Raw genomic sequence first — 13,251 nt, 5'->3', positions numbered from 1 at the left:
GCTAACTCCCGTCAAGGCACGGAAACTTTTGCTGTTGTCTTTATGGTCGTGGTAATTCATGTTGCAAAGGTACGCGTATGCGCGATATATAACAAATCTAAATTACATAAACTCTATTAACCTATACAATGATTCAATAACTGGTTTTATAGGCTAAAATGGTGATTATATAGAAGGTTTATTTGTTGATTCAAATCATCGTTCGAATGGTATAGGCAAACTGTTACTGGACTATGTAAAACAAAAACATCAGACTCTGAGATTGAGCGTTTTTGCTAAGAATATGAGAGCTGTTGAATTTTATAAACGAAATGGTTTCTATACAAGTAACAGCTTCATTGATGAACAAACCGGCGAGAATTGTTATGAAATGATCTGGTCAAATATGTAGGCAGATGATAGCTCTTGTGGATTGCAATAACTTCTACTGTTCATGTGAGCGTGTGTTCAATCCGCTGCTTCGTGACAAGCCTGTCGTTGTTCTCTCGAACAATGACGGATGCGTTGTGGCCAGAAGTAACGAAGTCAAGGCAATGGGCATCAAGATGGGTACGCCTCTCTACCAGATACGTGATGTTCTGGAGGCAAACAATGTGGCTGTTTTCAGTTCCAACTATAACCTGTATGGCGATATGAGCCGCAGGGTGATGATGCTGCTTTCAGAATTTACGCCTGAACTTACACAATACTCCATTGATGAAGCGTTTCTGGATTTCTCTGGTTTCGGGGAAGGTGAGCAGCTAGTTTCCTACGGACACAAGATTGTAAAGACCATAGGGAAGGGTACCGGCATTCCGGTTACGATGGGTATTGCTCCGACAAAGACCTTGGCTAAGGTGGCAAGCCGCTACGGGAAGAAATACAAGGGATACAAAGGCGTATGCATGATTGATACTGAGGAAAAACGTATCAAGGCATTACAAGGTCTCGAAATTGGCGATGTCTGGGGTATCGGTCATCGAGGCTTGGACAAGCTGCACTATTACGGTGTTAATACAGCTTGGGATTTCACGCAGAAAAATGAGAGTTTTGTGCGAAAATTGCTTACAATAACAGGTGTACGTACTTGGAAGGAACTTCGTGGTGAAAGCTGTATCGATGTCGAGGAACTTCCGCAGAAGAAGAGTATCTGCACCAGCCGCAGTTTCCCTGATTCCGGTCTGTCTGACTTCTCTAGCTTAGAGGAAGCTGTGGCAAACTTTTCTTCCGAATGTGTGCGTAAACTCCGGATGCAACACAGCTGCTGTACGGAGATAACTGTCTTCGCCTATACCAGCCGTTTTCGGCTGGATCTTCCGCAGCATTGCATCAACCGTACCATCCATTTACAGGTGCCTACCAACGATCTTCAAGAACTTGTCAGCACCGCAGTAAGGGCACTCCGCATGGATTACCGTAAAGAAGGCAGGTATTTCTATAAGAAAGCCGGAGTCATTGTATGGAATATCGTTTCCGATTCCGCAATCCAGACTAACCTTTTTGATACCATTGACCGTGACAGACAGGCACGTCTAGCTGCTGCCATAGATGCCATTAACCGCAAGAATGGGCATAATACCATAAAGGTGGCTGTTCAGGGTACGACGGACAAGTCATGGCATCTTAAATGCGGACATATCAGCAAGCAGTACACCACCAATCTCGACGATGTCATTACGGTCAAATAGATTACAAATTCTTTACAATAATAGATGCTATGAAAAATAAGATTCTCAAAATTATCAAGTGGTATTTTATTTATCATTTCATCATAGACCTTTGTTTCTTGGTCATGTTTCTTTATTGGTACTGCACCGAAAGTGATTATATCTGGTACAGGCGTATGATGGTTGAGCCATCTATGATTTTTGATGTGCTACTGTTATGCCCTCTTATTATTATTTCGGTGCCTTTTGTAATAATGCCCTTTTGTAATAATGTACAATCTACTTGTGTTTTTATTCAAATAATTTCCTTATCTTTGTTCCGTTATAAGGTACTTAGAGCATTCTATTCTTGATATCTCTTTTTCTTCCCCCTCTTATTTGACAATAAATTAAAGCGCATTTCAATATAAATCTATAGCTGTATTTAAGCATATCTATTACATCTTCTCATAGGTGTTATAGATGTCATTCAATATATTTATTTTCATTATTCATTTAATCATTTTATTATGGAACAGGTATTAATTGGTCAGAATGCCGGCATCATCTGGCATATTCTTAATGGTAAAAAGAGTGTTGAAGTTGCACATCTTAAGAAGGAGTCCAAACTTTCAGAGGCTGAGTTCTGGGCAGCTATCGGATGGTTGTCGAAGGAAGATAAACTTACTTTCTCTACAGAGAAGGTAGGTAAGAAAACAGTGAAGACATATTCTTTGAAAGACTGACTCATCGTGTGATTATGCTGTAGGCTTGCCTTATTCCTGATGGGATAGGCAAGCTTTTTGTGAAATGGATTTTACAACGCTAAACGCTCATATTATCCTATTCTGATTTCGTCACATAATCAAAATTTATTATATTTGTCCCAAAACATACAAATCACCATATATGGATAATAAATTTGATCTTGTTGAAAAATATAATATTGATGTGGATGTTTATCTTGGCATGGATGGTACAACTTCAGTCGGGAAACTTCCCGACAATCGCCTTACTAAGGAATTCCTTCGCCTTTATTTCATGGGACATATAACGAAGGTATGGAAAGAATGGCCACATGATATCTATTATGCCTTGGCGGAAAACGGTAAGAAGATCTATTTATCAAAAACTGCCATTACTGCTTGGGATATTGAGAAGATAATGAAAGATAAACGTGGTGGAAAAAGGGCTGGAGCTGGTTCCAAACGTAAGACCGGTTTTGTGACATCGACATTAAGAGTGCCGGATTGTTTGAAGGAAAATTTCAAGTGCTATATCGATATGTTCACTCAGTACACTAAAGCTGACGAAGAGAATATTCCGTATTTTACAGATGAAGATAAAAGACTGGAAACTATCAGGGATATGTTGAGTGTTCTTAAACATGAGGAACACATGATATATGAACGCCGGAGAAGATTAGCTGAAGAAGAGGAGAACAAGCACCAGCTTAAACTCTTCGGTGATGAAAACCTGTAATTGGAGTATTTATGATGGAATACGTAAATCGTAAATAGAACTGAATCAATTCTTTAATTGACACAGTTCTATTTACGGTCTCTTTGAATCCATAATCTAATGTTTTTTGTTATGTTCTATTAACTCCAAAGCTATTTGAAAGGCATCTTTCTTATCTTCCCATGGTAAACGCTCTTCCACTTGAATGTCCGGTGCAATTCCTTCCCCTTCGCTCCACGTTGTTCCATCAGGTAAAAGATACGGGATTTCTGTTGCTAAATTGAATTCAATGCCATGCGAGGTTTTAAAATTAAATGCCATACTACCGCAATCACCCCCGGTACGTCTGCCTATTACCGTCACATTAGGCTGCCCTTTCAATATAGCAGCCAATATTTCGCCTCCTGAAGAAGTGAATTCATCTGTCAGGACTAACAGTTTGCCCCGATAGCATCGTGAGGTATCTGATTTTATGATCATATCCCCCATGGTAACAGGTTCTGTAACGAGATATGAAGCAATATTTAGGACATTCCTTCTCACTCCGCCTTGATTGTTTTGCAGATTCAAGATGAGATAAGGACATTTGAATGTACTATCAACCTGACTATAAAAATATTCCACGCTTCCGGAAAAGAAATGAGGAATTCTAATATAACCTATGTTATCCAATCTTTTCAGTGCCTTTGCCAACAATAGAGACACTTTTGGGCTCATGCCTTGCGAAGATAATTTTACACTATCTTTCGCTACTCCTTGAGGCTTTTTTTGCTCATCCTCATCTTTGTAAAGAGGAATAGTTACTTCAAAGACAGAGTCGCCACGCAACACGGTCACTCGTTTACAAGTATCTGCATAAGAAGAGAGCACACCTACTGCTGCAAGTTTTTTCCTTGTTTGATAAGTAGAGCCAAACGTGTATTTCAATTTTTCTTTCATATAATCTGCCGTGGCGATACCGTCGATGGCAATAATCAAATCTTTTTTCCGCAGGTTCTTTCTGTCCTTTGAGACCCATACAGAATCATTCCGCGTCACCAATGAGAAGTTACTGCTATGAAATGAGAAAAAAGGATAGGTATGCATATTCTCCAAGCTAGCCAAATACTCCAACAGGATTTGTCCGTATTGTTGTGCATTTTCCACTTTCGAGACTTTCTCCGCGTATTCGGCATTCAGTTTCTGTAAATCAATCTTTTTTCGATGGGCTATTTCCTGATAATTGTCGTTCACGATTTGGGTTATCTCGTTGAAATTCTCTTTGCACTGCATGGGGGACAAACTGAGTTCTGAGATATAACTCAATTGAGGTTTGCGTACAATCTTGAACCATAAATCATAATACTCATAGAATTTCCGAATGCATAAAGCCATGACTACCAATGAAAGAATTACCCCCAAGCAGGAAAGCAAAATAAAAAAACTGAGTCAACTTTCATTTTTCACAAAAATATGTACCTTTGTCACCAATCAATCTTAAAATATCGAACTAATGTCGGCACACACAGTCTGGGAGAAAGAATTTGAGGAGTTGTTCAAGAAGAATTACTCCAAGCTCTTTTATTATGCGTTGGACTGGGTGGAAGATTCCGAAGTAGCAAAAGATATTGTCAGCGAACTGTTTGGTGATACCTGGAGGCGTTATGAGCGCTTGCGCAATGAGCGGATTGAAGCCTACCTTTACAGGTCGGTGCATAATCTGTGCATTAACTATCTGCGTGACAAACAGGTAGAGATGAAATACCAACAGGAAGTGATTGAAAAACGTGAAAACGTGATAGGTGGGGATGTGGATACCCATGAAGAGCAGTTGCAGGTTATAGATGAGGTGATGGACAGTCTTGGTCCGCAGACCCGTATGATTTTTGAACAATGTCATTTTGAAGGCCGTAAATATCAGGAAGTTGCAGAAATGCTGAACATAAGCGTAAGTGCCGTGCACAAGCATATGAACAAGGCCTTTACCATGTTTCGGAAAGCTTTTGAGTTAAAAAATAAGAATAAGGGGTAACCATTTCAATACATAAGGTGTTATATAGGTATGATGAATGAAGAACAAGACATACACAAACAACCGTCATCACCGGATATGCTGAACTCCGACAGTCTGGATACGGACAAGGATGATGACTCTCTGGCTTCCGAACTTACGGACGAGGAAAAAGAGTCGTATGTCATGCTGGCAAAAATGGCTCGTATGCGTCATAAGACTCCATGCCCCGATGTGGATGAAACGTGGAAGCAGTTCAGCAGGCAACAGATTCAGACTTCTGGCAGAACGCATGCCTACAAGTGGCAGATTGCTCTGGCAGCCCTGTCGGGTGCCGCGGCCATGCTGGTTGGCATCTTGCTATATAACCATTTCGCCTTGCCGTCATCTTCAGCCGAAGACCTGTACGTAATAGCGATGAATTATGACGAGACGCGGCAACAGATATTGCTGCAGGACGACAGCGAACTGTTTGACATCTCGTTGCAGGATTCATTATCCTTTCAGCCGGTGGCACAGTCTCAAGGCAAGCATGCAGTTTCTTCTTCCATGAAGAATAAAAAAGGTGAAGGCAAAATGCAGAAACTCTCTACTCCCCGCGGCATGGATTTCAAGGTAATTCTGTCCGACGGTTCCGAGGTGTGGCTCAACGCCGAGAGCAGTCTGGAATTTCCATCGGCCTTTACAAGTAAGGAACGTCGCGTCAACCTTAAAGGTGAAGCTTATTTCAAGGTGGCCCGCAACGAGCAGAACCCCTTTATCGTTACCACAGACAAGATGCAGGTGCGTGTGCTCGGAACAGAGTTTAACTTCAGAAGTTATGTTTCGGAGCTTTCGCATGTGTCTCTGGTAAGCGGATCGGTAGAAGTATATACTCCCGACGGAAAAACTCCCGAGGTGACTTTGAAGCCGGGACAAGACGCATCTTTGGATGCGGCCGGACAGATACAGGTGCGTGAGATAGATACGTATTCCGTGTGCCAGTGGGTAAACGGCTTTTTCTATTTCGACAACAGTTCGCTGGTTGACATTCTTCGTGAGCTGGGACGCTGGTATAATCTGGGAGTCGTTTTCCGTTCTTCGGACCTGATGAGGCAGAAAATGCATTTCAGTGCTTCGCGTCACGATGATATCGGGCATACGCTTGAAAACCTCAACCGTCTTCGCAAGGTGCGTGTCAGTCTCGAAGGCAATAATCTGGTAGTGAATAAGTATTGATAAAAACAGCTGGTTCAGATATCTGTCGGCTCATCGGTTCCCGGTGAGCCGTCTTTTTTTATAAGCCGGTTTCAGTCCGGCTCTTGAAAAATTTTTGTTCCGGGTATATTTTTTTGAGAAAAGGGGGTGACCATTTTCAGGCCTTGCGTGTTATTAATAACAAAAAGCTTGATGAGAAACGGATAGGTACGCCATTAAAGACAGGTAATGGCTGTATCCGGTAACATTATGGTATTATTTATTATTAACCGTTAAACAAATGCGCTATGCAGAATTTATGCAAAGAGAAAGAAAAAGCTAGGGGGAGATGGTTCCTGCTACTGTTGGGCTGTTTGTTTTCCATTAACGCAATGATGGCACAGCCGGATGTGAATCCAAAAAACATTACTTATCAGTGTAAGAATGAACAGTTGTCGAAAGCGCTCCGGCAGGTGGAACGTTTGTCGGGCTACTACAAGATTCAGTTTGCCTACGAAGATGTCGGGAAATATACTGTGAGTGTAACACTCAAGGATGTTACGGTTCAGACGGCCTTGTCAGAACTGTTGCAGAATACGGATTTGAACTATGAAATAGATAACCGCTTTATACATGTGTTTCGTGTTGCGGCAGAGCGGAAACTGAAGCAGTCATTATCGGGCTCTGTCAACGGACAGGTAGTTGACGAGCACGGTGAGCCTCTGATTGGAGTTACCGTAAGGGTTTTGGGAACGAACGAAGGTACAATTACCGATTTGAACGGAAACTTTTCGCTCAGTTCGGGAGATAAGAAGTCGGTGAAGCTTCTTCTTTCCTATATCGGGAAAAATGATAAGGAAGTAACTGCCTCGTCGGGCAAATCATTGAAGGTTATTATGGTAGATGACAGTCAGCTGCTTAGTGATGTGGTGGTTACCGGTTATCAGACTCTTTCGCGGGAAAGAAGTGCCGGTTCTTATGGAATCATCAAAGGCGACGCTGTCAGTAGCAAAATCGGCTTGACGGGAAGCATCATACAGAGCCTTGAAGGTTTGGCTACCGGTTTGAGCGTAAACATGAGCGAGGGGGCCGACAAATATATTGTTCGTGGAATTACTTCTGTATATTCAAATCGTTCTCCTCTGTTTGTTGTTGATGGTATGCCTTTGGAGGAAGATCAGGTGGAAACCTTGCTTAATGGAAATGACATTGAAAACGTCACGTTGCTGAAAGACGCAACGGCTGCCTCCATTTGGGGTTCTCAAGCAGCCAATGGTGTAGTGGTTATTACTACCAAGAAAGGGCAGAAAAGTAACAAAACCCATATCTCATACGACGGTTCATTTACTTATATCGGAAAGCCCGATTACGGATACATGAAGATGATGGACGGCGCTACCTTTATGAAGAATGCGCAGGAAATTTTTGACATTTATTCAGAAGTATATGATTATGACTATGTTTCTACTACAGCGACAAGTTATGGTTCAGATCCCTTTGTATTACCTCACGAACGTTACATGTATGCTTATAAGATGGGGAAAATCTCCATGGAAGAACGGGATGCGGCATTGGCACGTTTGGCGGCACAGGATGGACGGAAAAGTTACGAAGACAACTTTATGAGTGACAAATGGATGACCCGTCACACCATATCATTGAGCGGAGGAACAGACAAGCAGAATTTTTATGTGTCGCTGGGATATATTGGCGAACAGGGAACCTTAAAGGATATGAACAATCGTTTTACGTTCAATATCAAGCAGAATTTTAACCTGACACCATGGCTGAAGTGGGATTATACGGTGAATGGTGTATACGGAAGTCTGAACAAGAAAGTAGAGCCTTGGACCTATACGGCCATATATCGTGATTTGCCATACGCTACCTTCTATGACGAGAATGGAGAAGCTGTCGACTGGGCTGTTTATTACGTTGCCGATGACAAGCGTGAAAAGGCGGAAGAGCTGACTAACATTGATACGAGCTTTTTCCCGGTAGATGATCTTAACAGTTCCAGTAGCAAGCAAATCAGTACCAATCTGCGTGTAAATACCGGTCTGACTTTCTCTCTGTTGAAAGGCTTGCGGTATGAAACACGTTACCAGTACAGTCGCTTTCATACCAAGACTGAAACATTTCTTCCACAGGAAACGTATGCGGTGCGCGAAGAACGTCTGCAGGCGACCGATGCTAATACACTGGAATGCGTATTACCGGCAAAGGGCGGACACTTTACCTTGGACAACGGTCTGGTTACTGACTGGACATTCCGTAACCAGCTTACTTATGACGGTGATTTTCAGGATGGGAAGCATCAGATAACAGCTTTGTTGGGTACAGAGTTGCGTGAGTATGTCAGTACAACCTATAATTCCTTTGTGCGGGGATATGATATGCAGACCATGCTTGGAACGGATTATGACATTTATGCCTTGCGCAATTATATCAGCAATCCTGTTTACGGTGAATCAAACGGCTTTTCTTACAGATACTTCTCACAGAATGAAATCATGCGGCGCTATTTCTCTCTCTATGGTAACGCTGCCTATACTTTCGATCACAAGTATGTGCTGAATGCCAGCCTGCGTATGGATCAGTCAAACCTTTTCGGCAGTGATCCCGATACCCAATACAAGCCTATCTGGTCTGTCGGTCTGGCATGGAAAATTTCGGAAGAGCGTTTTATGGACCGTTATGATTGGCTTAACAGCCTGACATTGCGTGCCACTTACGGTTTTGCCGGTAACTCTCCCGACCCGGGCATGGGTGGAAAGTACGACATCCTGAGTGCGACGAGCAGTCCCTGGTTTGAAGAAAGCGGTTATGACATTTCTACTCCAGCCAACAACAAGCTTACGTGGGAGAAAACCCGTACGTATAACTTAGGATTTGACCTCTCTGTATTGAATCATCGTTTGAATGTAACATTGGATTATTATGACAAGAAGACTACCGATTTGATTGCACCGATGTCACTAAATCCTACCTCAGGTTGGGCAATGGCTGTGGGAAATATCGGTTCTGTATCGAACAAAGGTCTGGAAATAAGTGTCAACAGTCATAATATCAAGTCGGACGACTTTAATTGGTACACCATTTTGACTTTCTCTCAAAATAAAAGCAAAGTGCTTAAATTGGAAGTAGAAAGTACTGATGCAATTAATTTGATGCAAAAAAGGGTAGGTTATAGAGAAGGTTATCCTACTGGTCCATTGTTCTCATATTGTTATGCAGGTTTGGATGCGGAAGGTTTGCCACAGGCATACAATAAAGAGGGCGAATTGATTTCGGGCGATGATTTGTATACGCTTGATGAGGACGATGAAGTGTATTCCGGTACAACCATTCCGGTATATTACGGTGCCTTGACCAACCGGTTTGTTTACAAAGACTGGGAGCTTTCATTTATGTTCATTTATAATTTTGGAAATAAAATGAGAAAACAGTGTGTTGCAATAGGCAACGATAGTTCATTTAGCGGAAGACGTTTAACAGGTAATCTATATCGGGATTTTGATAAACGCTGGCGTCAACCAGGAGATGAGGCTTATACGGATATTCCTAGATATTCTGCATATTCCGAGGATTCGGATTTTATGCCGTATTATTATGCCGATCGTAATGTATTGGATGCGTCTTATATCAAATTACGCGATTTGACACTTACATATCGTCTGTCTTCAGAACTTTGTCGTAAGTTTTATGCTGAAAGCGCCCGGATAAATCTGCAAATAGGCAATCTCTTCTATTGGGCAGCAAATAACGAAGGAATTGATCCGGAAGCATACGCATATTCGGGATTTTATAATAACTATCAGGAGAAGTTTGGTCCGACCTATTCGGTAGGAGTAAACATTAATTTCTAAACAAATTAGTAATGAATATGAAAAAGATAGCATATATAGCAGCGGGCTGTCTGTTGCTTTCTGCAAACTTACTTTCGGGTTGCGACAGCTTTTTAGACGAGGCCCCACGCGGAAAGGCCATAGCTACTTCCGTAAATGAGTACAACGGTATGTTTAATACCACACTGTTTATGAGTCTGAGCTTAAGTCATGATTATTATGCGTTTTGGAGAAGTGACGACCTGATATTTACACCAGACTGCTATTCGCAGTTGGATATGAATACATTTTATGGCTCATCAATAAAAAATGCGTTCCAATACAAACAGGAAGTATACCGTGGCGACCAGGAAAGTTCGGAATGGGTAGAGCCTTATAAACAGATTTATGTGTTCAATTCCATTGTAAACGGAGTGATGAGTGCCACCGGCAGCGAAAAGGAAAAGCTCTATTTGCAGTCGGAAGCACGCGTCAGTAGGGCTTACATGCACTTCCTGCTGGCACAATGGTTTGCCCTGCCTTATGACGAGAGTTATGCCGAAACAGAATTGACTGTTCCGTTGGTGACGGAAGCTAATACTTCGGTTATGAATTACCGGCGTGCCACCATGAAAGAGATGTATGATTTCATCACTACCGAAATGGAGGAATCCTGCCCTAATCTGGAAGACCGTGTAGACCACCGGATGCGGGTATACAAACCTACCGGTTACGGACTGATGGGTAAGGTGTATTTCCTGATGGGGAAATATGACAAGGCGCTTACTGCCTTGCGTACCGCTTATGAACTGTTGCCGAAAAGTGCTGCGGTAGTTTATCTGTTGGATTACAATGAGCTGATGCGTCCTTATGGCTACCGTGAGCTGACGGCGGATGAACTGGATAGTGATATGGATATCTTGCCATATCTGTTCAGCAGCAGTCAGGTATTGTGGTGCAAACAGACTACAATGATGAACTCTTATTACTTTGTATATGGTGATCAAATTACCTTTTATCTGAATCCTGAATTTTATGCGTTGTATGACGAATATGACCTGCGCCGGAATCTGATTTGTACGGTCAACAGAGAAGGAACTCCGTTGCCTTATCCTTATCCCGGCTTTCTTGGTGATAAAATCAATCTTGGACTTAACCTGCCCGAGGTATATCTGATGCTGGCAGAATGTGAGGCACGTGTGGGCAGTGAAGACAATGCACGTCAGATATTGGCCGACTTCCGTAAGTACCGTGTGTTGCCGGGACATGAAGAGGTCCCGTCTTCGGTTACAACCAAAGAAGATTTGATACGCTTCTGTGTGGACGAACTGAACCGCGAGTTTATGGCTACGGGCTATCGCTGGTATACCGTCCGTCGTTTGTGGAATGATCCTTTGTTCCAGGATATGAAACCTGTTACTCATTTTGACGGTGAGCAAACCTTCACATTGGATGAGAGCGGACTGAAAACAGCGATTCCTGAAACGGTTCTTGAATGGAATGAGTCATGGAGGGGACAGTAATAATCTATTTTTAACAAACATAAAACTATGAAATCTTTAAGGTTAGTGGCGTATGCCACTTTGGTAGCAGGCTGGGTAGCTTGCTCCGCACAATCAGAAAATTCGGTTCTGCTTACAGGAAATGTTCCTGACTATCAAGGAAAGGGTGAGTTTATACTTGCACGGATGGGACAGTCTGACACCATCCCCTTGCAGGCAGACGGTTCTTTCTCGTATGAGGTAAAAAACTTGCAGAAGGCTGAAGAAGGGTCGCTTGTCTTAAACTATCTGAAAAACAAGAAGAGTGTTCATTGCTATCTGATACCGGGAGGAAAACTGGATGTCAAGATTACGGGTGCAGACGGTGAAATAACAATAGGTGATGCTACTGTTCCGGATTATAAGCTTACTGCCGTATTTACCGGTACGGGAAAGAAAGAATCTGATTATCTCAATACTCCTCCATTTTACAATTATGTATTCAAGAATGCAGATGGAACGCCTGTTACCTTTGAGAATTACATGAATCAGATTGCCGAACAGAAGCAGCGTATGCACAAGGCGTTGGAAGGCACATGCGAAGCTTTTGCAAAAGAGAAGACTGCCGAATTGGATTTGATGATGAATGATATGGAATTTATATATTATCGGCGGTTGAAAAATGACGGGAATGATGCCAGCAAAGATGCCGGTTTTATGGCTTTTGTTAATTCTATAGATTTGAATGACCCGAAGGTGAGTCCATATCTGTTGATTGAGGTGATAGATTTCCGGTTGGAGCAGTCGCCCGACTTGTATAAAGGTATGGATTATGGAATACGCTTCTTTAGTTATCTGCGTGACAACATAGCCAATAAGGAGTGGGCCGGGCAGGTTGCCGATAAGCGAATGACGCAGATGCTGTCGAATTCGGACGTTTCGGGACTTGCGAAAACGTTTGAGCTTTATCGGACAATTTCCGGCAAGAGTGAAGAGTTCAAAGAAAATGAAGCTATTTATAATTCGTTGGCCAAATTGTTGCCGGGTGTGAAGGCTACCGATTTTGAAATGCAGGACAAGGAAGGGAAGATTGTGCACTTCCTGGATGTGGTAGGAAAAGGCAAAGTAACCTATATCGACTTTTGGGCGACCTGGTGCGGTCCTTGCTGTCTGGAAATTCCTTTTGTGGAGAAAAAAGTGGAAAAGTATAAAGATAACCCGAACATTGAGTTTGTAAGCATTTCGTTGGATCGAGACAAGAAAGAGTGGCTTGATAAATTGGAGAAGGATAATTCGTCTTGGCAACAATACATCATTCCCGATAACTTTGAATCGGAATTTGCCAAAGAATATAATATCACGTTTATCCCTCGTTTTATGCTGTTTGATAAGGAAGGTAAGATTATTTCTATAGATGCTCCGCGTCCATCAGACGATGAGGCTTTTGAGGCACTGATAGCTCCGTATGTGAAGTAATTGTTTTTTTCTCTCTCAAAGAAACGCATGTGCGGAATCAATCTCCCGCTTTGTGCGTTTCTTTTTTTGCTAAGGTTTTTCAATCCCTTTGTAAAGTAACGTGAGTTCGAAATAAGAATAAATATATTTCAGTGATAATTAGGAACATAGCGATAAAAGTATTAAATTTATAGTGCCGAATTATAAGATTTAAACGATTACCACTATGTTTCCGG

The 13,251-nt window shown here is 42.2% G+C and carries 10 protein-coding genes; 9 read left to right on the top strand and 1 reads right to left on the bottom strand.

Annotation, left to right across the window (positions count from 1 at the left end; all coding sequences use genetic code 11):
- The first annotated feature begins 169 nt into the window (after positions 1 to 169).
- The 4 genes from B5F25_RS22740 to B5F25_RS19430 all read left to right on the top strand — a co-directional run bounded on the left by B5F25_RS22740 (position 170) and on the right by B5F25_RS19430 (position 3,107).
- Complete coding sequence (locus B5F25_RS22740) at positions 170 to 391, top strand: GNAT family N-acetyltransferase (RefSeq protein WP_087406796.1); 222 nt, start codon at positions 170 to 172, stop codon at positions 389 to 391.
- A gap of 4 nt (positions 392 to 395) precedes the next feature.
- On the top strand, positions 396 to 1,667 hold the full coding sequence (locus B5F25_RS19440; RefSeq protein WP_087251545.1) for a Y-family DNA polymerase: 1,272 nt from the start codon (positions 396 to 398) through the stop codon (positions 1,665 to 1,667).
- 488 nt (positions 1,668 to 2,155) lie between these two features.
- Positions 2,156 to 2,371, top strand: a complete 216-nt coding sequence (locus tag B5F25_RS19435) for a winged helix-turn-helix domain-containing protein (protein WP_087251544.1) — start codon at positions 2,156 to 2,158, stop codon at positions 2,369 to 2,371.
- Positions 2,372 to 2,534: 163 nt separating this feature from the next.
- Positions 2,535 to 3,107 carry a hypothetical protein gene (locus B5F25_RS19430; RefSeq protein ID WP_087251543.1) on the top strand — a complete coding sequence of 191 codons (573 nt, stop codon included), beginning with the start codon at positions 2,535 to 2,537 and terminating at the stop codon, positions 3,105 to 3,107.
- 96 nt (positions 3,108 to 3,203) lie between these two features.
- Here B5F25_RS19430 and B5F25_RS19425 read toward each other — a convergent pair whose 3' ends face one another.
- On the bottom strand, positions 3,204 to 4,319 hold the full coding sequence (locus B5F25_RS19425) for a S41 family peptidase (protein WP_162614460.1): 1,116 nt from the start codon (positions 4,317 to 4,319) through the stop codon (positions 3,204 to 3,206).
- A gap of 259 nt (positions 4,320 to 4,578) precedes the next feature.
- Between B5F25_RS19425 and B5F25_RS19420 the strand changes: the two genes are divergently transcribed.
- From B5F25_RS19420 to B5F25_RS19400, 5 genes are all read left to right on the top strand, one after another.
- A complete protein-coding gene (locus B5F25_RS19420) occupies positions 4,579 to 5,097 on the top strand; it encodes an RNA polymerase sigma-70 factor (protein WP_087251541.1) in 519 nt (172 codons plus the stop codon).
- A gap of 30 nt (positions 5,098 to 5,127) precedes the next feature.
- Positions 5,128 to 6,294 carry a FecR domain-containing protein gene (locus B5F25_RS19415; RefSeq protein ID WP_087251540.1) on the top strand — a complete coding sequence of 389 codons (1,167 nt, stop codon included), beginning with the start codon at positions 5,128 to 5,130 and terminating at the stop codon, positions 6,292 to 6,294.
- 266 nt (positions 6,295 to 6,560) lie between these two features.
- On the top strand, positions 6,561 to 10,121 hold the full coding sequence (locus tag B5F25_RS19410) for a SusC/RagA family TonB-linked outer membrane protein (protein WP_087251539.1): 3,561 nt from the start codon (positions 6,561 to 6,563) through the stop codon (positions 10,119 to 10,121).
- 17 nt (positions 10,122 to 10,138) lie between these two features.
- Positions 10,139 to 11,602: a RagB/SusD family nutrient uptake outer membrane protein gene (locus B5F25_RS19405; protein WP_162614459.1), complete on the top strand. Its 1,464-nt coding sequence runs from the start codon at positions 10,139 to 10,141 to the stop codon at positions 11,600 to 11,602.
- Positions 11,603 to 11,629: 27 nt separating this feature from the next.
- Positions 11,630 to 13,036 (top strand): TlpA disulfide reductase family protein, encoded by a 1,407-nt coding sequence (locus tag B5F25_RS19400; RefSeq protein WP_087251537.1) that lies wholly within the window; start codon positions 11,630 to 11,632, stop codon positions 13,034 to 13,036.
- Positions 13,037 to 13,251 lie beyond the last annotated feature (215 nt).

Origin of the sequence: Bacteroides sp. An19 (assembly GCF_002160215.1) — a bacterium.
In the GTDB taxonomy this organism is placed as follows: Bacteria; Bacteroidota; Bacteroidia; order Bacteroidales; family Bacteroidaceae; genus Phocaeicola; species Phocaeicola intestinalis.
This window is presented reverse-complemented; position numbering and strand designations above follow the sequence as displayed.